General features: G+C 66.1%; 28 protein-coding genes. 14 read left to right on the top strand and 14 right to left on the bottom strand.

Annotated features, from left to right (window positions below; all coding sequences use genetic code 11):
* Window positions 1-44: 44 nt before the first annotated feature.
* Window positions 45-599: a DUF4402 domain-containing protein gene (locus L7H23_RS12445; protein WP_237836187.1), complete on the top strand. Its 555-nt coding sequence runs from the start codon at window positions 45-47 to the stop codon at window positions 597-599.
* A gap of 2 nt (window positions 600-601) precedes the next feature.
* Here L7H23_RS12445 and L7H23_RS12440 read toward each other — a convergent pair whose 3' ends face one another.
* Entirely contained in the window at window positions 602-1,039 is a 438-nt protein-coding gene (locus L7H23_RS12440; RefSeq protein ID WP_237836186.1) for a cupin domain-containing protein, read from the bottom strand.
* Window positions 1,040-1,203: 164 nt separating this feature from the next.
* Between L7H23_RS12440 and L7H23_RS12435 the strand changes: the two genes are divergently transcribed.
* From L7H23_RS12435 to L7H23_RS12380, 12 genes are all read left to right on the top strand, one after another.
* Entirely contained in the window at window positions 1,204-1,398 is a 195-nt protein-coding gene (locus L7H23_RS12435) for a zinc-finger domain-containing protein (RefSeq protein WP_237836185.1), read from the top strand.
* Window positions 1,399-1,481: 83 nt separating this feature from the next.
* Window positions 1,482-2,033 carry a DUF4402 domain-containing protein gene (locus tag L7H23_RS12430; RefSeq protein ID WP_237836184.1) on the top strand — a complete coding sequence of 184 codons (552 nt, stop codon included), beginning with the start codon at window positions 1,482-1,484 and terminating at the stop codon, window positions 2,031-2,033.
* A 39-nt stretch (window positions 2,034-2,072) separates the two neighbouring features.
* Complete coding sequence (gene tldD / locus L7H23_RS12425; protein ID WP_237836183.1) at window positions 2,073-3,515, top strand: metalloprotease TldD; 1,443 nt, start codon at window positions 2,073-2,075, stop codon at window positions 3,513-3,515.
* Window positions 3,516-3,667: 152 nt separating this feature from the next.
* Window positions 3,668-4,876, top strand: a complete 1,209-nt coding sequence (locus tag L7H23_RS12420) for a hypothetical protein (protein ID WP_237836182.1) — start codon at window positions 3,668-3,670, stop codon at window positions 4,874-4,876.
* 85 nt (window positions 4,877-4,961) lie between these two features.
* Entirely contained in the window at window positions 4,962-5,363 is a 402-nt protein-coding gene (locus L7H23_RS12415) for a hypothetical protein (protein WP_237836181.1), read from the top strand.
* 132 nt (window positions 5,364-5,495) lie between these two features.
* Window positions 5,496-6,065, top strand: coding sequence for a DUF924 family protein (locus L7H23_RS12410; protein WP_237836180.1), 570 nt, complete (start codon window positions 5,496-5,498; stop codon window positions 6,063-6,065).
* A gap of 28 nt (window positions 6,066-6,093) precedes the next feature.
* A complete protein-coding gene (locus L7H23_RS12405; RefSeq protein ID WP_237836179.1) occupies window positions 6,094-6,672 on the top strand; it encodes a pyridoxamine 5'-phosphate oxidase family protein in 579 nt (192 codons plus the stop codon).
* Window positions 6,672-6,884: a DUF2007 domain-containing protein gene (locus L7H23_RS12400; protein WP_237836178.1), complete on the top strand. Its 213-nt coding sequence runs from the start codon at window positions 6,672-6,674 to the stop codon at window positions 6,882-6,884. Before L7H23_RS12405 ends, L7H23_RS12400 begins: the two co-directional genes overlap by 1 nt.
* Window positions 6,885-6,954: 70 nt before the next feature.
* Entirely contained in the window at window positions 6,955-7,647 is a 693-nt protein-coding gene (locus L7H23_RS12395; RefSeq protein ID WP_237836177.1) for an endonuclease/exonuclease/phosphatase family protein, read from the top strand.
* Window positions 7,648-7,810: 163 nt separating this feature from the next.
* A complete protein-coding gene (locus L7H23_RS12390) occupies window positions 7,811-8,149 on the top strand; it encodes a P-II family nitrogen regulator (protein ID WP_003043080.1) in 339 nt (112 codons plus the stop codon).
* Between the two features lie 17 nt (window positions 8,150-8,166).
* Window positions 8,167-9,528, top strand: coding sequence for an ammonium transporter (locus tag L7H23_RS12385; protein WP_237836176.1), 1,362 nt, complete (start codon window positions 8,167-8,169; stop codon window positions 9,526-9,528).
* 267 nt (window positions 9,529-9,795) lie between these two features.
* Window positions 9,796-12,159 (top strand): TonB-dependent receptor, encoded by a 2,364-nt coding sequence (locus L7H23_RS12380; protein ID WP_237836175.1) that lies wholly within the window; start codon window positions 9,796-9,798, stop codon window positions 12,157-12,159.
* A gap of 235 nt (window positions 12,160-12,394) precedes the next feature.
* Here L7H23_RS12380 and L7H23_RS12375 read toward each other — a convergent pair whose 3' ends face one another.
* Both L7H23_RS12375 and L7H23_RS12370 read right to left on the bottom strand, forming a co-directional pair.
* Window positions 12,395-12,871 carry a hypothetical protein gene (locus L7H23_RS12375; RefSeq protein ID WP_237836174.1) on the bottom strand — a complete coding sequence of 159 codons (477 nt, stop codon included), beginning with the start codon at window positions 12,869-12,871 and terminating at the stop codon, window positions 12,395-12,397.
* The gene (locus tag L7H23_RS12370) at window positions 12,868-13,242 is read right to left on the bottom strand and encodes a VOC family protein (protein WP_237836173.1); all 375 of its coding nucleotides are present in this window, start codon (window positions 13,240-13,242) and stop codon (window positions 12,868-12,870) included. Before L7H23_RS12370 ends, L7H23_RS12375 begins: the two co-directional genes overlap by 4 nt.
* Window positions 13,243-13,337: 95 nt before the next feature.
* On the opposite strand from L7H23_RS12370, the gene L7H23_RS12365 reads away from it, so the two are divergent.
* Entirely contained in the window at window positions 13,338-13,877 is a 540-nt protein-coding gene (locus L7H23_RS12365) for a winged helix-turn-helix transcriptional regulator (RefSeq protein WP_237836172.1), read from the top strand.
* Window positions 13,878-13,887: 10 nt separating this feature from the next.
* Here the strand turns inward: L7H23_RS12365 and L7H23_RS12360 are convergent, their stop codons facing one another.
* The 11 genes from L7H23_RS12360 to ybaL all read right to left on the bottom strand — a co-directional run bounded on the left by L7H23_RS12360 (window position 13,888) and on the right by ybaL (window position 24,675).
* On the bottom strand, window positions 13,888-14,445 hold the full coding sequence (locus L7H23_RS12360) for a DUF3617 family protein (RefSeq protein ID WP_237836171.1): 558 nt from the start codon (window positions 14,443-14,445) through the stop codon (window positions 13,888-13,890).
* 67 nt (window positions 14,446-14,512) lie between these two features.
* Window positions 14,513-16,102 carry a GMC family oxidoreductase N-terminal domain-containing protein gene (locus tag L7H23_RS12355; RefSeq protein WP_237836170.1) on the bottom strand — a complete coding sequence of 530 codons (1,590 nt, stop codon included), beginning with the start codon at window positions 16,100-16,102 and terminating at the stop codon, window positions 14,513-14,515.
* A gap of 172 nt (window positions 16,103-16,274) precedes the next feature.
* Entirely contained in the window at window positions 16,275-17,189 is a 915-nt protein-coding gene (locus tag L7H23_RS12350; protein WP_237836169.1) for a sterol desaturase family protein, read from the bottom strand.
* Window positions 17,182-17,589 (bottom strand): hypothetical protein, encoded by a 408-nt coding sequence (locus tag L7H23_RS12345; protein ID WP_237836168.1) that lies wholly within the window; start codon window positions 17,587-17,589, stop codon window positions 17,182-17,184. The genes L7H23_RS12350 and L7H23_RS12345 overlap by 8 nt, the downstream gene beginning before the upstream one ends.
* Complete coding sequence (locus L7H23_RS12340) at window positions 17,586-18,020, bottom strand: TIGR01244 family sulfur transferase (protein ID WP_237836167.1); 435 nt, start codon at window positions 18,018-18,020, stop codon at window positions 17,586-17,588. The genes L7H23_RS12345 and L7H23_RS12340 overlap by 4 nt, the downstream gene beginning before the upstream one ends.
* A gap of 51 nt (window positions 18,021-18,071) precedes the next feature.
* The gene (locus L7H23_RS12335) at window positions 18,072-18,677 is read right to left on the bottom strand and encodes a hypothetical protein (RefSeq protein WP_237836166.1); all 606 of its coding nucleotides are present in this window, start codon (window positions 18,675-18,677) and stop codon (window positions 18,072-18,074) included.
* A 71-nt stretch (window positions 18,678-18,748) separates the two neighbouring features.
* Window positions 18,749-19,561, bottom strand: coding sequence for a sterol desaturase family protein (locus tag L7H23_RS12330; RefSeq protein ID WP_237836165.1), 813 nt, complete (start codon window positions 19,559-19,561; stop codon window positions 18,749-18,751).
* Between the two features lie 74 nt (window positions 19,562-19,635).
* Window positions 19,636-20,700 (bottom strand): AraC family transcriptional regulator, encoded by a 1,065-nt coding sequence (locus L7H23_RS12325; protein WP_237836164.1) that lies wholly within the window; start codon window positions 20,698-20,700, stop codon window positions 19,636-19,638.
* Between the two features lie 44 nt (window positions 20,701-20,744).
* On the bottom strand, window positions 20,745-21,044 hold the full coding sequence (locus tag L7H23_RS12320; protein ID WP_237836163.1) for a UrcA family protein: 300 nt from the start codon (window positions 21,042-21,044) through the stop codon (window positions 20,745-20,747).
* 145 nt (window positions 21,045-21,189) lie between these two features.
* Window positions 21,190-22,968 (bottom strand): DNA helicase RecQ, encoded by a 1,779-nt coding sequence (gene recQ / locus L7H23_RS12315; RefSeq protein WP_237836162.1) that lies wholly within the window; start codon window positions 22,966-22,968, stop codon window positions 21,190-21,192.
* A gap of 69 nt (window positions 22,969-23,037) precedes the next feature.
* Entirely contained in the window at window positions 23,038-24,675 is a 1,638-nt protein-coding gene (gene ybaL, locus L7H23_RS12310; protein WP_237836161.1) for a YbaL family putative K(+) efflux transporter, read from the bottom strand.
* Between the last annotated feature and the right edge of the window lie 38 nt (window positions 24,676-24,713).

The raw sequence follows: 24,713 nt of genomic DNA, 5'->3' as shown, positions 1-24,713 counted from the left end.
CCGCGTTAACGCTAAATTGGAAAGTCGCCGCTATCTGGGGCGATGTGAGGACCAGCCACATCTTTCGCCCGCTGCATACGCAGCGGGGCCTAGCCGCCCTTGTGCTTCTGTTCGTGCCCGCCGCCCCGGCGCTGGCGCAGAACAGCTCGCAGGTGCAGACCGACGCCATCGTGCTGCGGCCGCTTTCCTTCTTCAAGGTCAACGACCTCGATTTCGGCGACATCATCGCCTCGGGAACTGCGGGCACCGTACGCATCGCGCCCGACGGGACGCGCACGCGCACCGGCGGCGCGACGCTCGCCGGCAACGCGGGCGAGCCCGCGCGCTTCGCGGGACTCGGAACGCCGAACCGGCAGGTCAATATCTCGCTCGGCGCGAACTCGATCTTCATCACCGGACCGGGCACGCGAATGCGCGTGCGCGATTTCGAGATCGGATCGACCCCGACCGCGATCCTGTCGACCACCCCGACGCGCTTCACGATCGCGACCGCGATCGGCAACTACAACTTCCCCGTCGGCGCGACGCTGGAAGTGGGGGCGAACCAGACACCCGGCGACTATGCCGGCACCTTCACGATCACGCTCAACTATCTCTGACGCTATTTCGCGTCGGGGATGGTGAGAACCGTGTCGGTGTCGTCGACGACGAACACCGCGAGCACCTTTGCGGGTTTCGTCTCGCTGGCGTTCGCGCTGACGCCGTGGTGGTCGCCCGGCATCTCGGTCCAGTTCTCGCCCGCACGATAGGTTTTGACCGGGCCGCCGTTGAGCTGGCAGCGTACCTCGCCTTCGAGCACGGTCGCGTAGATCAGCGCCGACGCGGCATGGCGGTGCGAGGGCGAATAGCCACCCGGACCATATTCGACGAGCACGCCCTTCAGGCTCTTGCCCGGCATGCCCGGAATCGGCTGCCGATAGACAGGGGTAACCGTTGCATTCTTCGCGCCCGCAAGCTGCGTAGCGGCTGGCGCACTGTCGTGCGCCATTGCGGGAACCGTCATCGCGACCAGCGCGAACGCACCCAGAATCGCTTTCATGGCCTTGCTCCTTCTCTCGTCATCTTCGGCGGAAACTGGCAGGCGGGGTAAAGCCGTTCAATCGAACGAAGGGCGGCCTGTACCTGCACCTTGGTCCAGGGTGGCGCGGCGGACCGCCGCCTCCCCCGTTGCGTTCGGCCCGCGCGCTTGCTAATCGCCCGCGCATGACCGACACCCCGGAAACGATCCGCACGCCCAAGACCCGCATCGCCTGCGACGGCACCGGCGACGGCCTCGCCAATGCGGCGCTAGGCCATCCGCGCGTGTGGCTCGAGATCGATCCCGAGCAGGGCTATGCCGACTGCGGCTATTGCGACCGGCGCTTTGTCCTCACCGGAGGCGTCGCCGACCACGCCTGAACGTTAAGCGCGGCTTTACCATCCCCGCGCATCATCGATTCATGTCCCGATGGCATTAGTCTGTTCCAGACAGGAGCAGAATCGTGGGGATTCGAGGGACCAGCAATTCGCGAGCGGCGCTCCGCCGCCTCGCCATCGCCGCCGCTGCGGCGGGCACGCTTGCGTGCAATCCGGCCTTTGCCGCGAACCAGACGGGCACCGCCACGTCGGTCGTCGTGCGCCCCAATACGCTCGTCAAGGTCGACGATCTCGATTTCGGCACGATCGCTGCGGGACCGACGGCCGGTACCGTCACAGTCAACGCGCTGACTGGCGCGCGCAGCTCGACGGGCGGCCCCACGCTGGTCGGCACGACCGCGCAACGTGCAGTGTTTCAGGGTACGGGCGGCATTTTGCTGATCACCGTGAGCGGCGACACCAGCGTCACGTTGACCCGCTCCGGCGGCGGCGGGACGATGACCGCAAGTCTTGTGCGCGCCGCGAGCACCAGCGGCGGCGGCATCGCGCTGCTCGGCGGCACCCTGCTGCCGAGCGGCGTCCAGACCTATTATATCGGCGGCACGCTCAATGTCGGGGCGAACCAGCCCGCGGGCGACTACAGCGGCACCTTCACGCTCACCGTCAATTATCTCTGAGCGCTGGCGCCGTGGCGCCCGCGTGCCTATATCGGGTGGATGACCAGTCCCACCGATCCCCGCCGTTTCCTCTATCGCGCCGACGCGCTCGACCCCGATCTGGCGCAGAAGCTGGCGCGCGAAGCGCTCGCCAAGGCCGACGACGGCGAGCTGTACCTGCAGTACCGCGCGACCGAGAGCTTCGGTTTCGACGACGGGCGCCTGAAGACCGCCGATTATTCGACCGACGCCGGCTTCGGCCTGCGTGCCGTGTCGGGCGAGATGACGGGCTTTGCCCATGCGAGCGACGTCAGTGCGGGGGCGATCCGCCGCGCCGCCGAAACGCTTGCGCTGCTCGATCCGGCCAACCAGCCGCACGCCGCCCCTCCACCGCGGACCAACCGCCACCTCTATGACGAGGCGAACCCGCTCGACCTCGTCCCCTTCGCGAAGAAGGTCGAGCTTTGCCAGAAGGTCGACGCCGCCGCACGCGCGCGAGACCCGCGCGTCGTGCAGGTGTCGGTCGCGCTCGCCGGCAGCTGGTCGGTGGTCGAGATCGTCCGCGCCGACGGCTTCCTCGCGACCGACATCCGCCCGCTCGTCCGCCTCAACGTCTCGATCGTGGTCGAGGAGAACGGGCGGCGCGAAAGCGGCTATTTCGGCCTCGGCGGCCGTTACATGTACGACCATCTGTTCGAGGAAGCGCAGTGGAACCGCGCGATCGACGAGGCGCTGTCGCAGGCGCTCGTCAACCTGCGCGCGGTCGACGCGCCCGCGGGCGAATTCACCGTGCTGCTCGGCCCCGGCTGGCCCGGCGTGCTGCTCCATGAAGCCGTCGGCCACGGCCTCGAAGGCGATTTCAACCGCAAGGGCACCAGCGCCTTTTCGGGCCGCATCGGCGAACGCGTCGCTGCGCCGGGCGTGACGGTGGTCGACGACGGCACGATGGAAAGCCCCGTCGGCGGCGGTCGCCGCGGCTCGCTCAGCATCGACGACGAGGGCACGCCGACGGGCGAGACGATCCTGATCGAGGACGGCATCCTCAAGGGCTATATGCAGGACCGCCTCAACGCACGCCTGATGGGGGTCGAGCCGACGGGCAACGGACGCCGCGAGAGCTTCGCGCACGCGCCGATGCCGCGAATGACGAACACCTTCATGAAGGGCGGCAACGACGATCCCGCCGAGCTGCTATCCCGCGTCAAGAACGGCATCTTCGCCAAGAGCTTCGGCGGCGGGCAGGTCGACATCGTGTCGGGCAAGTTCGTCTTCAGCTGCACCGAGGCGTACAAGATCGAGAACGGCAAACTGGGCGATTCGATCAAGGGCGCGACGCTGATCGGCGACGGGCCGAGCGTGCTGACCAAGGTCATGGGCATCGGCAACGACATGGCGATCGACGAGGGCATCGGCATCTGCGGCAAGGGCGGCCAGAGCGTCCCCGCGGGCGTCGGACAGCCGACGCTGTTGGTCAGCGGTCTCACGGTGGGCGGCACCGCCTAGGCGAAGTCTCGTCGGAATGACGGAGATCCGGAGCCCTGTGACCCTGCTCACTTGGCGAGGCGGGTTTCCGCGCCTATACCCCCTTCAAAGAGAAGAAGAATTGGGCCGCATCGTCATCCGCGAGGGAACCCCTTCGCAACAGGGAGGATTTCATGCGTTCGAGTCTGCGTTTCGTTTCCATTGCCGCCGTCGCCGCGATGCTCGCCGCCGTTCCTGGTTCGGCGCAAAAGACGACCGGCCCCAAGGAACGTTATGAGATGGACGTCGCGACGATGTCCGGTTTCGCCGCAATGGGCGGCGGCAAGGGCGGTCTCGGCGGCGCGATGAGCCTGGCGTTCGGCGGCGATCCGAACAGCAAGGTCGCGTATCAGCTCCTCCTCCGCCTCGGCTCCGATCAGGGACCGACCGCGCCGCCCCCGAAGGGCGACCATTTTTTCCAGCCGCAGGCGAAGCTCGGCAAATCGGTGCCGCTGATCGCCCCCGAGCGCAAGGAAGGCACCTATCCGACCGAGTTCGAACGCCCGAAGGGCCGCCTGCTCCTCTATTGGGGCTGCGGCGCAAAGGCCGGACCCGGCCAGCCGGTCGTGATCGACTTTGCCAAGGTCGCGGCGGGGCAGGTTCCGCCGAACCTCTTCTCGACCGCCGTTCCCGTGCTCCGCGAGGTCAGCCAGGCAAACAGCAAATCCTATGTCGACTGGCCGAATACGAAAGGCGGCAAACAACCCTCCTCGGGTTCGTCGCTGATCGGCGCGCACCGCGTCGCGAGCAACGTCGGATCGGACATCAACTTCACCCTCGCACAGGACTATATGCAGGGGCTCAGCGCCTCGACCACGATCCAGCCCGACCAGTCGGTGATGATCCGCTGGAACCAGCTTCCCGCCGCGACCGGCTATGTCGCGTGGACGATCGGCGGCATGAGCCGCGGCGGCGGCAAGAACGATGTCGGCGACATCGTCTGGTGGACGAGCAGCGCCTCGCAGCAGTTCGGCGGCGGGCTGTGGGACTGGCTGCCGCCCGCGACGGTCGCGAAGCTGATCACGCAAAAGATCGTGATGCCGCCCGCCCAGACGAGCTGTCAGGTGCCGGCCGAGGTCAAGAAGGCGTCGGGCGAGTTCATGCTGGGCAACCTCAACGCCTTCGGACCCGAAGCGAATTTCTCCTATCCGCCGAAACCCGCGGGCAATGCGGTCTGGAATATCGACTGGACCGCAAAGGTGCGTTTCCGCTCCTACACCATGCTGATGGTCGGCGCCGATTTCGGCGGCATGAGCGGTTCGGGCGGCGGCAGCACCCCGGCCGAGCCCGAGAAGAAGAAAAAGTGCAAGGGTCCGCTCGGTATCCCGCTGCCGACCTGCTGATCGATTCGTCGCCGGTCATTCACGGTTCATCGGCCATGGTGTACAAGGCGCGCGGGTAGGGTGTGTTGAAGACAGGAGTCTAGCCATGCGTCTACTGATCCCGACGCTTCTCGCCGCGGCCGCTGTGGCCGTAACCCCCGCCGCTTCGGCGCGCGAAAAACTGTCGCCCGAAGATCAGCTCACCAAGCTGATCGGAAATCGCGTCGCGGGCGAGCCGCAGAATTGCATCTCGCTTGCCAGCATCGGCAGCAGCCAGGTGATCGACAAGACGGCGATCGTCTATCGCGTCGGCAGCACCCTCTGGGTCAACCGTCCGCGCGGCGGCGCCGAATCGCTCGACGACGACGATATCCTCGTCACCAAGACGATCGGCAGCCAGCTGTGCAGCATCGACGCGGTGCAACTGCGCGACCGTACCAGCCATATGTACAGCGGCTTCGTCACGCTCGGCGATTTCGTCCCCTACCGGCGTCCGAAAGCCGAATAGGCCCCGCGGCAGCCACCAGGCCGTTGAATATATTTCGTCATCCCGGCGAAGGCCGGGATCTCACCGTCGCGATTTGGCGTTAGGTTGAGATCCCGGCCTTCGCCGGGATGACTTTTCAGGAAAGCGACAGACTTGTCGGAAAATGAACCCTCCCCGCCGCCGGCCGATTGGGCAAGGCAACTCCTGACCTTCTGGTTCGACGCGCATGGCTTCGACGACTGGTACGGCGGCGGCCCCGATTTCGACGCCGAGGTCGGCGCGCTGGCCGGCGAGTGGCATGAAGCCCTGCGCGCATTCCCTGCGGACCATTTTCTGACCGACCGCGACACGGCGCTCGCCGCGACGATCCTGTTCGATCAAGTGCCGCGCAACATCTGGCGCCACCACGCCGATGCCTTCGCGACCGACGATCTCGCGCGCGCCGTCGCCCGGGGGATTGTCGCGCATGGCTGGGACCGCGATTATCCCGAGGGGTGGCGGCAATTCGCCTATCTACCCTTCGAGCATAGCGAGGACATTGCCGACCAGCGCGAATCGCTGCGGCTGATGGCCGGGCTCGCCGACCCCCGCTCGCTCGAATATGCGCAAAAGCATTTCGACATCATCGACCGTTTCGGCCGCTTTCCGCATCGCAATGCGGTGCTCGGCCGTGCGTCGCGTCCCGAGGAAGCGGCGGCGATAGAAGAGGGCAAGGATTGGTGATAGGGCGGGCGGATCACGGAGAGCAGCCATGGCCGAATTCACCGACACGCTGACCGACAAGCATATCGCCTTCGTCGAGAAGCAGCCGATCTATTTCACCGCGACCGCGGCATCCGAGGGCCGCATCAACCTGTCGCCCAAGGGCTATGCCGACAGCTTTCGCGTGCTGTCCGAGCATCAGGTCGCCTATCTCGACCTCGGCGGATCGGGGAACGAAACGCACGCGCACCTCGCCGCCGATGGCCGGATCACGATCATGTTCTGCGCCTTCGACCGGACCGCGCTGATCCTGCGCATCTATGGCCGCGGCCGCGCGGTGCTGCCGCAGGATGCCGAATGGGATGCGCTCGCGGCGAATTTCACCCTGATCCCGGGCACGCGCCAGATCTTCGTCATCGACGTCGAAAGCGTCCAGACGAGCTGTGGCTGGGGCGTGCCGATGATGGAATTGCAGCACGAGCGCGACACGCTGCAGAAATATCACCGCCAGGCCGACCCGGAGCTGTGGGTCGAGAAATTCCAAGGCCGCACGAAAAGCATCGACGGCCTGCCGACGCGCCCGACCGACCGGTTCATCACCGGCGAAGCCGCCAAGACATCCTCCTGATGGCACTCGTCGAACTCGTCCGCCTGCCCAACGGCGCCGAGGCCGAGCTGCTGCGCGGCCGGCTCGAAAATGCCGGCATCCATGCCGTGTGCTTCGATGCGGGAATGAACATCGCCGAAAGCGTCGGATTGCTGATCCCGGTGCGCGTGATGGTGCTCGACGAGGATTTGGGCGAGGCGCAAGCATTGCTGGCCGAGTTCGGCGCGGGCTAGATTCGCAACCGAACCCTTCCCCGTTCGTCCTGATTATAACGAAGCCAACGGAAAGCAGCCGCTCCCGCTCATGATCAAGGTCGCCAGCTACAATATGCGCAAGGGTATCGGGCTCGACCGGCGCCGCGATCCGGGGCGGGTGCTTTCGGTGCTCGGCGAACTCGACGCCGATATCGTCGCGCTGCAGGAGGCCGACCGCCGCTTCGGTACCCGCGCGAGCGCGATTCCTCCGCACATGCTTGTCGAGCATAGCGACTATGTTCCCGTCGAACTGACCGACCGGCCGCACAGCATCGGCTGGCACGGCAATGCGCTGCTCGTGCGCAAGGGGATAGAGGTCGAGGAAAGCCACGCGCTGCACCTGCCGACGCTCGAACCGCGCGGCGCCGTGGCAGCGACGCTGCGCATCGGCGACACGCGGCTGCGCGTCGTCGGGATGCATCTCGACATTTCGGGCCTCAGGCGGCGGCAACAGGCGCGCGCGATCCTCGATCATGTCGCCGGGGGCGAAAATCTGCCGACGATCCTGATGGGCGACTGCAACGAATGGCGCAATCGCGGCGGCTGCCTCGCCGATTTCGGCGCGCAGCACCGGCTCGTCGACACCGGGCACAGCTTCCACAGCCGCCGCCCCGTGGCCAAGCTCGACCGGATATTCGCGTCGCCTGACCTCGAAGCGCTCGAGGCCGGTGTGCATCAGAGCGCGCTCGCCGCCCGCGCCTCCGACCACCTCCCGATATGGGCCCGCTTTAAAGCCTTGTGATGCCCAAAATTTAGGCAAAGCGCTGCCTCGCTTGCCCACCGAACGCACGATCCGTTGCGCGTCCGACTCAAAAACCGTCACAAAATGTTAACTTTCACGGCTCCGGCGCAATCTGGCACGGCTGTTGCACTGCAGCATGGTGCCATAAGCAAAAGGGGGCATCATGAAGCTGATCCTGGCTATCATCAAACCGTTCAAGCTCGACGAGGTGCGCGAAGCGCTGACCGGGCTGGGCATCGCTGGCATGACCGTGACCGAGGTCAAGGGTTTCGGCCGGCAAAAAGGGCAGACCGAGATTTATCGCGGCGCCGAATATGCAACCAACATGGTCCCGAAGGTGAAGATCGAGCTCGTCTGCGACGATGCGCTCGCGCCGCGGGTCGTGGAAACGCTCCAGCAAAGCGCCGGAACCGGGTCGATCGGCGACGGCAAGATTTTCGTCCTCGACGTGGGTCAGGCCGTGCGCATCCGCACCGGCGAGACCGGCGAGGCGGCTCTCTAATGACGAAGGGGGATAATATGACGTTCGCAAAGAAGATTGCGGCGAGCGCCGGGGCCGCCGGCCTCGCGCTGTTCGCGGCGCTGCCCGCCTGGGCACAGGAAGCGGCCGCCGCGGCGCCCGAACCCGTCGTCGACAAGGGCGATACGGCGTGGATGATGACCTCGACCGTGCTCGTCCTCGCGATGATCCTGCCGGGTCTTGCGCTGTTCTACGGCGGTCTGACGCGCACCAAGAACATGCTCTCGACGATGACGCAGATCGGCGCGCTCGCGTGCCTCGCGATGATCATCTGGGTCGTCTATGGCTATGGCCTCGCCTTCGGCCCCGAGGGCAATGCCTTCATCGCGTGGGGCAAGTTCTTCCTCGCCGGCGTGACGCCCGACAGCCTGGCCGATACTTTCTCGGACGGTTTCAAGCTGCCCGAATATGTGTTCATCAGCTTCCAGATGACCTTTGCCGCGATCACCCTCGCGCTGGTCCTGGGCGCGACGGTCGAGCGCATGAAATTCTCGGCGGCGCTCGTCTTCGGCATCATCTGGCTGACGATCGTCTATTTCCCGATCGCGCATATGGTGTGGGCGGCCGGCGGTTTCCTCTTCGAAGGCGGCATGTTCGGCAGTTCGCTTCCGGCGGCGCTCGACTTCGCCGGCGGCACCGTGGTGCACATCAACGCGGGTGTCTCGGCACTCGTCGCCTCGATGATCCTCGGCAAGCGCATCGGCTACCAGAAGGAAATCATGGCCCCGCACTCGCTGACGCTGACGATGGTCGGCACCGGCCTGCTGTGGGTGGGCTGGTTCGGGTTCAACGCCGGCTCGGCGCTCGAAGCCAACGGCTCGGCGGCGCTCGCGATGATCAACACGTTCGTCGCCACCGCCTCCGCCGCGCTCTTCTGGATGCTCGCCGAAAAGGTCGCCGGCCACAAACCCTCGGCGCTCGGCTTCTGCTCGGGGATCATCGCCGGCCTCGTCGCCGTCACCCCCGCGGCGGGCAACTCGGGTCCGTTCGGCGCCATCGTCCTTGGCGCGGTCGCTTCGGTGATCTGCTTCTATGCGGTGACCGTCCTCAAGCCGAAGCTCGGCTATGACGACGCGCTCGACGCCTTCGGCATCCACGGCATCGGCGGCATCGTCGGCGCTATTGGCACCGGCATCGTCTATGCACCCAGCCTAGGCGGCCCTGGCGGCGAAGATTTCGCCATGGGTCCGCAGGTCGCAACGCAGGTCGTCGCGGTACTGGTCGCCATCGTCTGGGCAGCTATCGGCACCGTGATCGCGACCTATGCGGCCAAGGCGCTCACCGGCCTGCGGGTCAGCGAGGAAGTCGAACGCGAAGGCCTCGACCTCGGCGAACACGGGGAGCGCGCCTACAATATCTGACGAGACAGGATACCCGCCGCCGCTCTCTCTCCTCTTTCAAACGGCGGCGGGATCCTACCGGGGTTCCTCCTGCGAACCACTGGCCGGCCATTGATTGGCCGGCCTCTTTTTTGGCCAGACCGTTTTGGGTGACCGTGGCCGCGATGCAACAGTCCGCCGCCATTTTTGCGCGCCGATTCGCACCCCATTGCCTTGGACTCGGCAAAAGCGCACCATCCTCTTCACGTAGGGGCAAAATAGCCCCGCGTTTGCAACTGGGAGGATATTATGGTTCGCACGACCCTATTGGCGGGGCTTTCTACGCTCGCGCTCGCAATTACCACCAACGCTGCAGCGCAAGACGCATCCAACGACGACTATGACGGCAACGCCATCATCGTCACCGCGACCAAGCGCGACACCAGCATTCAGGATATTCCCTTCTCGATCAACGCGCAGACCGCCGAGGACATCCAGAAATCGGGCGCGGTGACGCTCGAGGATCTCTCGCGCAACGTTGCCGGCCTCTCGGTCCAGAATCTCGGGCCGGGGCAGAGCCAGGTCTCGGTACGCGGCGTCTCGGCCGGCCAGGTCGTTCGCGACCAGCCGGGCGTCAAGGAACAGGTCGGGGTCTATCTCGACGAAAGCGTGATTTCGCTCTCGCTCTTCACCCCCGACATCGACCTTTACGATCTCAACCGCGTTGAAACGCTACGCGGCCCGCAGGGCACGCTCTTCGGCTCGGGCTCGGTCGGCGGCACGATCCGCTACATTACCAACCAGCCGAAGCTCGGCGTGACCGAAGGCAGCGTCGAGGCGAACCTCAACCTCGTCGACGGCGACGATATCGGGGGCCACCTCAAGGGCGCGGTCAACATTCCGATGGGCGACAAGGCGGCGCTGCGCGCGGTGGGCTATTACACGCGCTATGGCGGCTTCATCAACGCGATCGGCCCGGCGGGCGGCAACGACGTCAACAGCGGCGAACGCTATGGCGGCCGTCTCGCGCTGACCTTTGAACCCTCGGACAATTTCTCGATCACGCCGCGCTTCGTCTATCAGAAAGTGACCGCCGACGGGTTCAACCGGCAGGACATCTACAATCTCTATGGCAACCAGTTCACGACCACCCGCCCGCAAGTGACCTATGACGAGCGCGAGCAATATCTGTTGCTGCGCGAGGGCTTCAGCGACGAGACGCTGATCGCCGACCTCAACATCAACGTCGGGCTCGGCGGTGCCAAGCTCACGTCGGTGACCTCGTACATCAACCGCGACATCCTCGTCAGCCGCGATGCGAGTGCACTCACCGGTTCGGTGTCGGTCGACCTCGGCTTCCCCGATGCCGGCGTGCTGCTACCGTCGAATCTGGTCGACACGACCGACCTCGAAACCTGGACGCAGGAAGTCCGCATCGCGTCGGACAACGACAGCCCGTTCCAGTGGGTGCTCGGCGCCTTCTATTCGAAGATCGACCGCGTCTATACCCAGACGCTGCCGACCCCCGGATATGATGCGGTGACCGATGCGACGCTCGGCGCGGGAACGTCGGCGGCCGTTGCGAACGGCTTTGGCCCCAATTCGCCGTACAATGCCTTCCTGCCATACGACATCAAGCAGTTCGCGCTGTTCGGCGAGGTCAGCTACGACATCACCGACGCGTTCACCGCGACCGCGGGCGGCCGTTATTATGACTTCAAGGAAACGCGCAGCTTCGTCTCGGGCGGGCTGTTCGCCAATGGCGACAACCGCACCGACAGCACCAAGTCGAGCGGCTTTACCCCGCGCTTCCTGCTGTCGTACGACGTCGCCAAGGACGTCACGATCAACGCGCAGGCGTCGAAGGGCTTCCGCCTCGGCGGGGTCAACGATCCGCTCAACCTGCCGCTCTGCTCACCGGCCGACGCCGCATTGTTCGGCGGTTTCCAGAGCTACAACGACGAATCGCTGTGGAACTACGAACTCGGCGTGAAATCGGGCGGCCGCGGCTTCACCTTCAACGCGGCCGGTTTCTATAACGACATCCGCAACCTGCAGGTGACGCTCGACGCCGGCAGTTGCTCGTCGCGCATCGTCTTCAACGTGCCGAAGGCGCATTCGATGGGGCTCGAGTTCGAGCTGGGGCTGCACCCGACCGACGGGCTCGACTTCAACCTGTCGGGCAGCATCATCGAGGCCGAATTCGATACCACCCTGCCCGGCGCGCTCGTCACCGCGACGGGTATCCGCGACGGCAACCGGCTGCCTTCGGTGCCGAAGTTCCAGCTCTCGGCATCGGGCAGCTATGAATTCCCGGTCACCGACACCGCCAAGGCCTATGTCTCGGCATCGTTCCAGCATGTCGGCACGCGCTACACGCAGCCGGCGGACCAGGAAAACAACCCGCGGACCTTCGTCCACGGCCTGCCCTTCGGCGGCGCGCCGGCGAACGCGTCGACGACGGTCGATCTGCAGCTGCCCGACTATCAGCTGGTGAACCTCAGCGCCGGGGTCGATTTCGACAACGGCCTGTCGCTGATCGCTTACGTCAACAATCTGTTCGACGAAAATGCGCTGCTCTCGTTCGACCGCGAACGCGGCGGCCGCGCCCGCCTCGGCTACACCGTCGGGCAACCGCGGACCTTCGGGATCACGGCGCGCAAGACCTTCTAGAAAGGTAAAGGGAGCGGGCTTTTCCGGCCGAAAATCCGCTCCCGAAACTGCACAAAAACCTGCACAATTTTTGGGCGCGACTGCCGCAATTTTAGCCTTCCCAACATGACATTAATGTGGCATTCATTGCGTCAACAGTTTCAGGAGGGGAGAGCCTGAAAGGCTGGGCCGGGACGAAAGTCCCGGCCCTCTTTTTTTGTGCGCAATACGCGCCCCTTCCGAAAATCCTAGCTTTTCAGCCTTTTGTGCTGCGATAGCGCAGCATTGCAAAGACTCGCCAGCTGCCGTCGGGCTGCAGAATCGAATCGCTGACGGTAAGCGTTTCGCCGTTTTCGAGCACATAGGTCGACCGCCCGATCTCGACGTCGGCGCTGCCCCATGTCGTCCACCATGTTGCACCCTCGACGCCTCCCGAGACGGGGCGCGTGCGGCCATGGCTGTCGCTCCATTTTCCGCGCAGCCGGCCCTTCGCATCGAAGGCATATTGCGCCTCGGCCGAATAGCTCACGGGGGGCGTACCCGGGATGCTCAGGCTATAGGCAAGCCCCGTCGCCCCGCTCTCGCCCGCAGCAATTTCCAGCCTCGCGGTTGCGGGCTTGCCGAATGCCTGCCCTTCGCCCGTCCAGCTTCCGTGCCAGGCATCGAGCGATGGCGCTTCGGCCGGCACCGCCGGCGCAACCAGCGCCGCCACCACCCACCCGAGCGGCGTCATCCTGCCATCTCGGACTGCGAGAACATGAAGGCGTTGCCATCGGGATCGTAGAAGGTGATGAGCTTCACTAGCCCCGGGATATGCTGGATGTCGCCGTCCTGCCGCACGCCTTCGCTGTCAAGATGCGCCTTCGCCGCCTCGATGTCTGCGACCTCGAACACGTTGGTGGCGCCGCCGCCCTGCACGACGTCCTCGACCTCGCTCAGCCCGATATTCACCCCCGCCATCGGGGTCTTCAGTTCGCACCAACCGATCTCGTCGGCGCGATAGAGCAGCGTGCACAGCATCACCCGCTCATACCATGCGATCGACGCGGTCATGTCCTTAACCCCCATCGAGCAGGTGAGTTCGGATCCGATCTGAAGCGCCATCGACAATCTCCCTGTTTGCGAAGCGACCGGCCGCAACAGAATCGCCCGGACCATATCGCTTGCCTCTATGGTCTGGTTTGTATAGTTAGTTGCAAATGCGGTCAAGCTCGCCCGACTTCCTGCTCGCACAGCTTACCAGCCATCGCTGGCTGGTGCCGCTGCTCGCCGATCTTGCTGCGCACAAGGGAGCCCGCTTCGTCGAGTTGCTCCACCGTCTCGGGCTCTCGCGCGACAGCCTGACGCGCACGCTCGACGCCGCCGCCGCGATCGGCTGGGTGCAGCGCAACCCCGGCCACGGCCATCCGCTGCGCCCCGAATATATCCTCACCGAACAGGGTCAGGCCGCGGCCGCCCGCGCCGGGCCGATCGCCCGGGCACATGGCGCGATCGGCTTGCCCCCCGGGGCCGCAACGCGCTGGGGCCTACCGCTCGTCGCGGGAATCGGGGCAGGACACGACCGCTTCAACGCGCTGTCGCGCTTGCTGGCGCCCGCGACCCCGCGCGCCCTGTCGCAGGGACTGACCGCACTCGGCAGGCACGGGCTCGTGATGCGCGAGGTGCTCGATATGCGTCCCCCGGCAAGCCGCTATGCGCTGACCGCCAGCGGCGAACATCTGGCCGCTGCCTGCGGGTAGCGCCGGACGATCAGGTGCAGTCGCCGGTGCGTTCCGCCTTGATGCGGATGGTCAGGCTTTCCATCAGCTTGGCGCCCTGTTTCACCTGCGCCGCCTGTTCGGGAGACATTCCCGCGGTGGCCGAATCGGGAAGATCGAACTTGACCTGCCCGTCGAGCTCGACGTGGTCGGCGGCCAGCGCCCCATGAATTTCGGTCGATATCATGCCGCCCGGCGCACGCTGGCCATCGGTCTGGCAGACCGACTTGCCCGCGATGGCATTGCCCTTCCGTTCCTCCCATTCGAAGGAACAACCGGGATGGAAGGACAAATAGTTGCGCGCCAGATTGCGTGGAAACTCGCCGGTCTCGCTCGGCAGGACACAGATGCTGTCGTCGACGCTCCCCGGCCCGTCGCCGGTCTTGAAGAAGACTCCCATCTTGCCGCCCTGCATCGTCACCCGGTACTGACCGGCGGCGAGCTCGACAGGCTCCTCGGTCGCGGGATCGCGCCCGCCCGAACAGCCGGCAAGCAGCGCAGGCACGAGCGCAACCGGCAGGATCAGTTTGCAAAGCGGTGACAAGGCCATCAGCATTCTCCGGCTAGCACGTTGAAATCGCGCACCGGCGTATGGATGACAGGACTTAAAGACCGATTTACCCGGCGAGCGCCGCCTTCACGAAATCGGCTGCACGTTCGCCGATCATGATGCTCGGCGCATTGGTGTTGCCCGACACGAGGCGCGGCATGATGCTCGCATCGGCGACCCACAATCCGTCGATACCGTTCAGCTTCAGCGTCGGGTCGACCACCGCATCCGCGTCGCTGCCCATCCGGCAGGTGCCGACGGGATGATAGACGGTGTCGGCGCGGCTGCGGATCAGCGCGTCGAGCGCGGCATCGTCGTCGATATCCACCGGATGGCGATCGACCCCGGCATAGTCCGACAAGGGCGGAGCCGCGACAACGCGGTGCATCATCCGCACGCCCGCACGAAGTGTCGCGACATCGCGCGCGTCGGTCAGGAAGCCCGGATCGATTGCCGGCGCCGCGGCAGCATCGGCCGACGCGAGCGTCACCGATCCGCGGCTTTCGGGGCGCAACACACAGGCATGGACCGAAAATCCGTGCCCCTTCACTTTCGTCCGCCCGTGATCCTCGAGCATCGCGGGGACGAAATGATACTGGATGTCGGGTGCGGGCAGGTCGGGACGCGATTTCCAGAAGCCGCCCGCCTCGGCGAAGCAGGTCGTCATGATACCGGTCCGTTTCGTGCGATGCTCGAAGATCGCCTTCACCATCCGCCACGTGCCGCCGAGGCTGTCGCCGAGCGGATCGGTCGAGCGCGTCTCCCAGCTCGACACATAGTCGATATGATCCTGCAGGTCGGCACCGACGGCGCCGCGATCGGCGACGACGTCGATCCCCTTGTCCTTCAGATGCGCGGCGGGGCCGATCCCCGACAGCATCAATATCTGAGGGCTGTTGAACGCGCCGGCCGACAGGATCACGCCGCCGCGGGCCTTCAGCGTCTCGCGCTGCGAACCGCGCCGGATCACCACGCCCGTCGCGCGGCCGTCCTCGACGACGATCTTCTCGACCAGCGCTCCGGTGCGGATCGCGAAATTCGCCTTCTCGCGCAGCGGCTCGACATAGGCACGCGCCGCCGACCAGCGCTCGCCCGCCTTCTGCGTCACCTGATAGAGGCCGAAGCCCTCCTGTTGTGCGCCGTTGAAATCATCGGTGCGCGGCAGTTGCAGCGCCGCCGCGCTCTCGACGAAGCGCTTGCTCGTCACATTGGGCCAGCGCTGGTCCATGACGTTGAGCGGCCCGTCGGCGCCATGAAACGCATCGGCGCCGCGCTCGTTGCCCTCGGCGCGCTTGAAGTACGGGAGCACGTCGGCGTAGCTCCATCCGGTCGCGCCGAGCTGGGCCCACTGGTCGTAATCGAACGCATGGCCGCGGATATAGACCATCGCGTTGATCGCGCTCGACCCGCCCAGCCCGCGCCCGCGCGGCTGATATCCGATGCGGCCGTTCAGCCCCTTCTGCGGGACCGTCTCGTACCGATAGTTTGACGCGTCGGGGATGAAAGGCATGAAGCCCGGCGTCTTCACGCGGATCGTGTCGTTGCGTCCGCCCGCCTCGATCAGGCAGACGCGGCGCGATCCATCTTCGGCAAGCCGTCCCGCCGCCGCGCTGCCGCCGCTGCCTCCGCCGATAACGATGATGTCGAACTGATCCATGAAAGCGACTCTCCCTCGCGCCGCCTGCTGGCGGTCGTCCGGGTGCTTACATGAATGTCATTAAGTAGCGAAGCAAGACCCATTCCCGTCACCCCGGACTTGATCCGGGGCCTGCCTTACCTCGAAAGAAGAATAGGCGGATGCCGGGTCAAGCCCGGCATGACGGCATGTATCACTCCGCCGGCTCGTCGACCGGTCGCCCCGCCGCCCAGCGCTCCTTGATCATCGCACTCGTCGCGCGGCTGCCATCGTGGCTCCAGCCGGGTTCGCGCCACATATAGCTGAGCTTGTGCCGCCACGGCGCATGCCAGACGTCCTTCGCGATCCCGACCCATTCGTGGACCGCCGCCCAGAGGATATTGAAGCTGCCGAGCTGCTTGACGATGCCGTATCGCACCGGTTCGTCGTCGCGTTCGGCGACGAAGCTGCCGAACATCTTGTCCCAGATGATGAAGACCCCGGCGTAATTGGCATCGAGGTAGCGCGGGTTCACGCCGTGATGGACGCGGTGATGCGACGGCGTGTTCATCACCGCCTCGAACCATTTGGGCAGCCGCTTGATCGCCTCGGTATGGATCCAGAACTGGTAAATCAGGTTGAGCCCCGCACAGAAGAACACCATCGCGGGCGGGAAGCCGATCAGGAACAAAGGCAGGCGGAACAGGAAGGTCAGGCTGAAGAAGCCCGTCCACGTCTGCCGCAGCGCGGTCGAGAGATTATAATGCTGGCTGCTGTGGTGGATGACATGGCTCGCCCAGAACCAGCGCACGCGGTGCGCGCTGCGGTGAAAGGCGTAATAGGCCAGATCGTCGAGGAAGAAGCAGAGGATCCACGCCCACCACCATTGGCGAAACGCGATGCCGATGTCGAACAGGTGGAACTGATAGACCCACACCGACATGCCGACGACCGCCGCCCCGACGAGCGCGCCCGCGACCTGGCTCACCGTGCCGAGCATCAGCGAGGTCAGCGTGTCGCGCGCCTCGTAACGGCTTTTGTCGGCGCGCAGCGAGATCACCATTTCGGCGATCAGCAGCAGGATGAAGGCGGGTACCGCATAGACGACGGGATCGGGCAGCTTATCCACAGTTGAGGTCCCGCATCCGGCTCGCCCACATCCCCGCTTCCTTCCCCAGTTGCAGCGTTACCGATCCGAAGGTCTTCTCCGGCATGGTCAATGTCAGGAAATCCTTGTCGAGCCGGCCGACGACTTCGGTGTCGACGGGCCGCGCCGCGAAGTGATTGCCGTGCGCCCGCACCAGCATCATCCGCCCCCCGGCATTGCGCACGATTGCCGAAAAACCTGCACGGTCGCGCGCGACTTCGACGCCGTTGAACCCGGCCTCGGCCTCTTCGGCGAGCCGGATCGCATGGTCGGCATCCTGAATGCGCGGATCGGCGCCGAGTCCCATGCGCTTGACCAGCCAGGCAACGAAGAACACCGCGACCAGCGATGCGCCGAGCTGGATCAGATCATTGAGGCTCATTCGCCCCCCGCGAGCGCATCGAGCATCGGGCGGAGGCCCGAGAGGTCATAGCCCGCCTTCGCCGCGGCCTCGACAATACCCCCGACATCATCGCCCGCCCGCGCGCGCGTCAGCGCCCAGAGGTGCGTCGAGCGCGTCCCCGAACGACAATAAGCGAGGATCGGCCCCGTCGCATCGGTCAGCAATTTGTCGAGCGCGTCGATCTGCGCATGGCTGAACCCCGAATGGCCGATCGGGATCGCGGCATAGGCGAGCCCCTCGGCCGCCGCCGCATGCCCGATATCGAGCCCCTGCGGCGCCGACGGCTCCTCGCCGTCGGGGCGGTTGTTGACGATCATCGCAAAGCCCTGCGCCTTGGCCTCGGCAACATCCTCGATGCTGATCTGCGGGGCGACGCTGAAGCCGGCGGACAGGGGTCTGAAATCGCTCATGCCAGCGATCTACTCCCGCCGCCCGCTTGCTGACAAGCGTGAAGGTGCGCCTCAGCCGTTCGGATACTGGTTGATGCAGTCCTGCATCTCGTCCCACAGGCCCGCCGCGGCCGGAAGCCGGATCACCGTCGCTTCCTTGCCGAGTATCTTGACCCTGAGCTCGGTCCCGGCCTTGAGCTTCGGCCACACGCGGCTCTGCAGCGTACCGAAGCGATAGGTCGTCGCACCATTCTCGGTGAGGCCGAAATCGAAGCGCGCGGCGATGCCGCCATCGACGAAGAGCGCGCTGCCCGGAAAGTCGGCATAGGTCACGCCCGGGGCGAACTGCTCGACCGGATAGCCCTCGGCATCCTCGGTCACCGCGATGCCCGCGCCGTGCAGCGCACCCAGCGCCTCCATCCGGTCCTCGGGAATCTTCGGCAGCCCCTTGCCGGTCAGCGACACCGCGCCATCCTCGAAATTCGTGAAGCCGAGCCGCAGCGTAACATCCTTGCCGATCGACCGCGTCGCCGTGCAATTGTTGCCGCGCGACTGAAAGGTCCAGCCATCGCCGAAGGTCAGATCCTTTTTCGGGATCGGCGGCGGCTCGAACGCTGCCGACGGCACCGCGGCGAGGAGCAAGGCGAGCGGCAAGAGCCGCGCGGGTGATGCGCGCATGAAATCTCCCAACTTCATTGCGACCCGTCTTTCAGGCTATTGCGCCCGCCGCGCCTGTCAAGCGCCCGCCTTCAGGCGGCTGCCCCCGCCCGCTCGCCGGCGTGCGCCGGCTCGCGCGAAACGACCTCGTGGAACCGCTCTGCATATTTCGGATGCTCGGTCCCCATCCATTTGTCCCACCAGGTGAAATAGAGGCCGTAATTGCTGTTGAAGCCGCCCGAATGATGCAGGTCGTGGTGCGTCGTCGTGTTGATCCAGCGCGTTGCCGGGGTCGACAGCCACCAGCGCGGGTGCAGCTCGAAGCCGGCGTGACCCATCGCGTTGCGGATGATCTGGAAGTTGATCCACAGGAACATGACCCAGACCGGCGTCGCGACGAAGAACAGCCAGATCGGCACGAACAGGATCATTACGAACGCCTCGGGGATAGCAAAGCTATAGGCCGCCCATGGGGTCGGGGTGATCGAGCGGTGATGCGCGCGGTGGAAATGCTTGAACAGCTTCGGATGGTGCATCGCGCGGTGCACCCAATAGAAGTATGCGTCGTGCGCGACGACGATCGCCGCAAGCAGCGCTGCATCGCCCCAAAAGCCGTAGCTGCCCTGGAAGCGGTGGAGCACGCCCGAATTGGTGCCCCAGACGATGAACAGCCCGACGAACAGATAGACGCCGACGGTCTGCAGCGATTGCAGGAACTCGCGGCGCCTGTCGGCGGCGGCCGCCTCGCGCGCCTGAATCTTGCGCGCGGCGATGCTCGAGCGGCGGAGGCCCCAGACCACTGCGCTCGTGACACTCGCGGCGACAAGGTAGCGGCCGAAGTCGAAGGCGAACATCGCCGGGCCCTGTTCGAGCAAAATGGCGAGGGGAGGAATCTGGTCGATCATGCAGCCGTCCTTTGCAGCGATGACGGGCATGAAGCAGTTTCGCGCGGCCCTCGCCCCGCGATGTCGAAAATCGGCTAGCCGATTCCGGAATCGGCCAGCCGGGCGGCGCGATACTCGGTCGGCGTCATCCCTTCGGCGTCGCGGAAGGCGCGGTTGAACGGACCCAGCGATCCGAACCCCGCATCGAGCGCGATCGTCAGGATCGGCACCTCGCGCTGCGCCCGATCGGCGAGCGCCGCGCGCACCTCGTCGAGGCGGAAGCCGTTGAGGAAGGCGGTGAAGTTGCGATGCCCCATCTCGCCGTTGATCGCACGGCGCACGCGATATTCGGGCTCGCCGAGGCGCGCCGCGAGCGCGGTAATCGAAAAACCCTCGGCGCGGTACGCACGCTCGTCGGCCATGACGGCCTTCAACCGCTGCGCGAGCGATGACGGCTCGGCCGACGGAGTCGCGCGGCCTCGCGCGACCGGCGCGCCCGGCGCTGCGAACAGTTCCGCCGCGCGGAAGCGATAGAGGCCGATCGAGACGATGAAGGTCGCGACGAAAATCGCTGCGAGCGTCACCGCGCGCCAGACTTCATGGCCGCTTTCTCGGTTGTGGAACATCTCGACGAAGGTGACGAGCAGGACGAAACCGCCGATCGCGCAGATCAGCCCGAGGCGGAAGCCGCGCCGCGCCTCGACCAGATCGGCGGCGCGCCCGCGCCAGGCGATCCACATCCCGGCGAGCGCAAAAGCGAACATGCCGGCCCGCACGACCACCCAGATCGTCTGGCTGAACTGCCCCGTCACCGCGATCAGTGCGATCTGCGCCAACGGCAACATCCAGAAGGCAAGCACGATCAGCCAGCTCTGCCAGCCGATCCACTGGCGGTCGTCGAACCATGTCCGCGCGAACATCCAGAACAGCGCAGGCACCATCACCGACAGCGCGTCGAGCAGCACATAGGGGAACTCGGTCGGCCCTTCGTGGCTGAACGATTTCCCCGCAAGGTAGGCGATGATCGTGAAATTCATCGCGATCGCGACGCGCGCCGACAGCACCGCCCGATGATCGCGCCACAGGATCGCGATCCACAGCAGGAACAGCGCGATCGCGCCGCCGCGAATCATCGGGTCCAATATGTCGAGTGCCGCCATGGCCGCCTGCTAACCCAGGACCGGCGGCGGCGCCACGGGAGCGATCACCGCGCGGCCAGCTGCCGCAGCCGCTTGTCGGCGAGCTGCGCCAGCGCATCGCCGCGCACCGATTCGCGGCATTCGCGCGCCGCCCGGCGTGCCTTGATGGTCAGATGCTCGACATCGTTGCGGCAATAGTCTGCGACCGCGCGGTCGATCCGCCGCTGCGCGGCCTGCACCCCGCGCGGAGTGGTGAGATCGAGCCCGCCCAGCGCGATGTGCAGCGGCTGCATGGGTTCGGAAGCCAATGCGGCGGGCGAAAGCAGGGCGGCGCCGAGCACGGCGAGGATCGTCATCTGTTTCATGATTCTTGCTCCTTTTTCGGTCGACGCCGCAGAGGGGAGAGCGTCGATGGACAAGGGATGCGGGAGATTGTGCGGCGGGTCGCCGCAGGTTCGAAACCCGGCTAGCCGGTTTCGGAATCGGCAAGTCGCTTCGCCAACCGAGCCATCAATATTGCCGGATCACGCCCAGAAACGCGTCGCCCCATGACTCGAGTTTTTTCGTGCCGACCCCGGGAATCGCTCCGAGCGCCGAACGCGTCGCAGGCCGATCGCTCGCCATGGCGCGGAGTACCGCGTCGTGGAAGATCACATAGGGCGGCACGCCCGCCTCGGCGGCGAGCTCGCGGCGCATCGCGCGGAGGGCATCGAATAGCGGATCGCCGACGGGATTCGCCGCCGCGCCGTCGCCGCGGCGCGGCGCGCGCTGCGTGCGCTTCACCGGCGGCTCGGCGATCAACACCTGCGTCTCGCCCTTCATCATCGCGCGGCCGGCAGGGCCGAACATCAGCCCACCATGCTCGGTCGTCTCGAGCGCCTCGCGCGCGACAAGGGTGCGCACAAGCGGCTTGATCAGCCGCGCTTCCTCGCCCTCGACGATCCCGAACACCGAGAGCTTGTCGTGGCCGCGCTGGGCGATGCGTTCGTCACTCTTCCCCGTCAAAACCGCCTCGACATGCCCAGCGCCATAGCTCTGCCCGGTGCGATAGACCGCCGAGAGCAGCTTCTGCGCGAGGACGGTCGCATCGACCTGCCGCGGCGGCTCGAGACAATTGTCGCAATTGCCGCAGCGCTCGGACGGATTTTCGCCGAAGTGGCGCAGCAGCAGCGCGCGGCGGCATTCGACCGTCTCGACCAGCGCCGCGAGCGAATTGAGCCGCGCGCGCTCGCCAGCGATCCGCGCTTCGGGCAGCTCGCCGAGCCGCATCCGCGCGCGCGCGAAATCCTCGGCGCCCCATAGCATCAGTACCTCGGCCGGATCGCCGTCGCGCCCCGCGCGGCCCGTTTCCTGATAATAGCTTTCGATCGACTTCGGCAGCCCGGCATGCGCGACGAAGCGGACATCGGGTTTGTCGATCCCCATGCCGAAGGCGACCGTCGCGGTGACGATGCCGTCCTCCGACGCGACGAAATCATGCTGCACCTGCGCGCGCCGCTCGGGATCGAGACCCGCGTGATAGGCGGCTACGCTGCGCCCCGTCGCTGCAGCCAGCTTCTCCGCCATCCGCTCGGTCCCGTCGCGCGTCGGGCAATAGACGATGCCGGGTCCGGGGTTGGCGGCGATGAAATCGGTGAGCTGCCTTGCGGGCGAGATGCGCGGCGTCACGCGATAGCGGATATTCGGCCGGTCGAAGCCCGCCAGCACAAGCCCCTCGGCAGGAATGCCGAGCTGGACGAGAATGTCCTCGCGCGTGTGCTTGTCGGCGGTCGCGGTCAGCGCGAGCCGCGGCACCGCAGGAAAAGCATCGAGCAGCGGCCGCAGCAGCCGATAGTCGGGGCGGAAATCATGCCCCCATTCGGACACGCAATGCGCCTCGTCGATCGCGAACAGCGCGGGCGTCCGCGCCTCCATCAACGAGCGGAACCCCTCGCCCGTCGCACGCTCGGGCGCGATATAGAGCAGATCGAGCTGGCCGTCGCGATACGCCTGCCGCGTGTCGGCGAAATCGGCGTCAACGCTTGTCAGCGACGCCGCGCGAATCCCCGCCACACGCGCGCCGCGCAGCTGATCGTGCATCAGCGCGATCAGCGGCGAGACGACAACGACGCAACCGTCGAGCGCGACCGCAGGGAGCTGGTATGTCAGCGACTTGCCCGCCCCCGTCGGCATCACCGCGAGCGTGCGCTCGCGCGCCATGACGCGCGAAACGACCTCGGCCTGCTTCCCGCGGAAGGCGTCGAAACCGAAGGTGGATTTAAGCAGCGGGAGGAGAGCGTCGGCGGACATTGTCGGGCGGCGATAGAAAGGAAGCGGCGGCGAGGGAAGTCCAAACCCGTCCGGATTCGTCGAAGCGCGTCAGGCCCGCGCCAGCATCGCCCGTTCAGCCATCCGCGACGCGGTCTCGCGCTCGGCCATCACGACATGGTCGGCGCCGCGTCGCACCAGATCGTCGACCTCTTCGTCCGAATGCGCACGCGCGACGATCACCAGCCCGGGGTTGATCGCGCGAGCGCGCCGGACGATCGCCCCCGCCTCGGCGCCCTCGGGGATCGCGACGAGCAAGGTCTGCGCGGTGTCGAGCCCCGCCTTGCGCAGCACGCTTTCCTTTGTCGCATCGCCGATAATCACCGTCGCCCCCGCGGCCTCGGCGGCGGCGGCCATATCCTTCTGGTCCTCGATCACCGTCAGCCCCTCGCCGCGCCCGCAGATGAGGCCGCCAATATGGCTACCGACGCGGCCATAGCCGATCAGCACCACGCCCGCGTTGCACGGCGCGGGGACATCGGCCTCGTCCGTTTCGATCTCCCCGGGTTCCCCGGCGCGGATGCGCTTCACCATCAGCGTGAAGAAGATCGGGTTGAACAGGATCGACAGGATCGAGCCCGCAAGGATCAGGTCGCGCGCTTCCTCGGGCATGACTTTCAGGTCGACGCCCAGCCCCGCGAGGATGAACGAGAATTCGCCGATCTGCGCGAGGCTGACCGCGACGGTCATCGCGGTCTGGTTCGGATGGCCGAACGCGCGGACGAGCGCATAGGCGGCGAGCGACTTGCCGAAGACGATGATCGCCACCGTCGCCAGCACCGGCAGCGGCTGCTCGACGAGTACCTTGGGGTCGAAGAGCATCCCCACCGAGACGAAGAACAGCACCGCGAACGCGTCGCGCAGCGGCAGCGTCTCCTCGGCGGCGCGCCGCGACAGTTGCGTTTCGCCGAGGATCATCCCTGCGAAGAAGGCCCCGAGCGCGAAGCTGACGTCGAACACAACGGCAGCACCGAACGCGACGCCGAGCGCGATCGCCAGCACCGCAAGCCGGAACAGCTCGCGCGAGCCCGAATGCGCGACCCAGTGCAGCACCCATGGCAGCACCCGGCGCGCGACGATCAGCATGAAGGCAACGAAGGCGACGACCTTGACCAGCACGATCCCCGCCGATTGCAACAGCCCAGCGCCGTTCGCCTCGTCGCCGCGCGACCCGAACATCGCGGGCAGCAGCACGAGCGCGAGCACCATCGCCAGATCCTCGACGATCAGCCAGCCGACCGCAATGCGGCCCTTTTCGGTTTCGACCATGTCGCGCGCCTGCAGCGCGCGCAGCAGCACCACCGTACTTGCGACCGACAGCGCGAGCCCGAAGATCGCCGCGCCCGCGAGCGACCAGCCGAGCCACAGGCCGAGCATCACGCCCAGCGCGGTCGCGACCGCGATCTGCAAGATGGCCCCCGGCACCGCGATCTTGCGCACCGACAACAGGTCTTTCAGCGAGAAATGGAGACCGACGCCGAACATCAGCAGGATCACGCCGATCTCGGCGAGCTGGAGCGCAAGGTCGGTGTCGGCGACGAAGCCCGGCGTGAACGGACCGACCATCACCCCCGCGAGCAAATAGCCCGCGATCGGTGAAATCCGCAGCCGGTGCGCGAGCGCGCCCATCAGGAAGGCAACCCCGAGGCCCGCCACGACCGTGCCGATAAGGGTCGTGTCGTGTGGCATGTCCCAAGCCTAGGGGGCGGGGGCGCCGGGGGTCAAGT

The sequence above is a fragment of the Sphingopyxis sp. BSN-002 genome (assembly GCF_022024275.1).
Taxonomy (GTDB): domain Bacteria; phylum Pseudomonadota; class Alphaproteobacteria; order Sphingomonadales; family Sphingomonadaceae; genus Sphingopyxis.
The sequence above is the reverse complement of the archived record's forward strand: the minus strand, read 5'-3'. Positions and strand labels throughout refer to the sequence as shown.

Bases quoted from the DNA above. Each gene is read 5' to 3' on its own strand.
- L7H23_RS12415 (WP_237836181.1), top strand. From the start codon at position 4,962: ATGCGTCTACTGATCCCGACGCTTCTCGCCGCGGCCGCTGTGGCCGTA.
- L7H23_RS12390 (WP_003043080.1), top strand. From the start codon at position 7,811: ATGAAGCTGATCCTGGCTATCATCAAACCGTTCAAGCTCGACGAGGTG.
- L7H23_RS12435 (WP_237836185.1), top strand. From the start codon at position 1,204: ATGACCGACACCCCGGAAACGATCCGCACGCCCAAGACCCGCATCGCC.
- L7H23_RS12440 (WP_237836186.1), bottom strand. From the start codon at position 1,039: ATGAAAGCGATTCTGGGTGCGTTCGCGCTGGTCGCGATGACGGTTCCC.
- L7H23_RS12385 (WP_237836176.1), top strand. From the start codon at position 8,167: ATGACGTTCGCAAAGAAGATTGCGGCGAGCGCCGGGGCCGCCGGCCTC.
- L7H23_RS12375 (WP_237836174.1), bottom strand. From the start codon at position 12,871: ATGACGCCGCTCGGGTGGGTGGTGGCGGCGCTGGTTGCGCCGGCGGTG.
- L7H23_RS12325 (WP_237836164.1), bottom strand. From the start codon at position 20,700: ATGGCGGCACTCGACATATTGGACCCGATGATTCGCGGCGGCGCGATC.
- L7H23_RS12335 (WP_237836166.1), bottom strand. From the start codon at position 18,677: ATGCGCGCATCACCCGCGCGGCTCTTGCCGCTCGCCTTGCTCCTCGCC.
- L7H23_RS12400 (WP_237836178.1), top strand. From the start codon at position 6,672: ATGGCACTCGTCGAACTCGTCCGCCTGCCCAACGGCGCCGAGGCCGAG.
- L7H23_RS12365 (WP_237836172.1), top strand. From the start codon at position 13,338: ATGCGGTCAAGCTCGCCCGACTTCCTGCTCGCACAGCTTACCAGCCAT.
- L7H23_RS12370 (WP_237836173.1), bottom strand. From the start codon at position 13,242: ATGGCGCTTCAGATCGGATCCGAACTCACCTGCTCGATGGGGGTTAAG.
- L7H23_RS12330 (WP_237836165.1), bottom strand. From the start codon at position 19,561: ATGATCGACCAGATTCCTCCCCTCGCCATTTTGCTCGAACAGGGCCCG.
- L7H23_RS12345 (WP_237836168.1), bottom strand. From the start codon at position 17,589: ATGAGCCTCAATGATCTGATCCAGCTCGGCGCATCGCTGGTCGCGGTG.
- L7H23_RS12380 (WP_237836175.1), top strand. From the start codon at position 9,796: ATGGTTCGCACGACCCTATTGGCGGGGCTTTCTACGCTCGCGCTCGCA.
- L7H23_RS12340 (WP_237836167.1), bottom strand. From the start codon at position 18,020: ATGAGCGATTTCAGACCCCTGTCCGCCGGCTTCAGCGTCGCCCCGCAG.
- L7H23_RS12320 (WP_237836163.1), bottom strand. From the start codon at position 21,044: ATGAAACAGATGACGATCCTCGCCGTGCTCGGCGCCGCCCTGCTTTCG.
- L7H23_RS12420 (WP_237836182.1), top strand. From the start codon at position 3,668: ATGCGTTCGAGTCTGCGTTTCGTTTCCATTGCCGCCGTCGCCGCGATG.
- tldD (WP_237836183.1), top strand. From the start codon at position 2,073: ATGACCAGTCCCACCGATCCCCGCCGTTTCCTCTATCGCGCCGACGCG.
- L7H23_RS12395 (WP_237836177.1), top strand. From the start codon at position 6,955: ATGATCAAGGTCGCCAGCTACAATATGCGCAAGGGTATCGGGCTCGAC.
- ybaL (WP_237836161.1), bottom strand. From the start codon at position 24,675: ATGCCACACGACACGACCCTTATCGGCACGGTCGTGGCGGGCCTCGGG.
- L7H23_RS12405 (WP_237836179.1), top strand. From the start codon at position 6,094: ATGGCCGAATTCACCGACACGCTGACCGACAAGCATATCGCCTTCGTC.
- L7H23_RS12360 (WP_237836171.1), bottom strand. From the start codon at position 14,445: ATGGCCTTGTCACCGCTTTGCAAACTGATCCTGCCGGTTGCGCTCGTG.
- recQ (WP_237836162.1), bottom strand. From the start codon at position 22,968: ATGTCCGCCGACGCTCTCCTCCCGCTGCTTAAATCCACCTTCGGTTTC.
- L7H23_RS12355 (WP_237836170.1), bottom strand. From the start codon at position 16,102: ATGGATCAGTTCGACATCATCGTTATCGGCGGAGGCAGCGGCGGCAGC.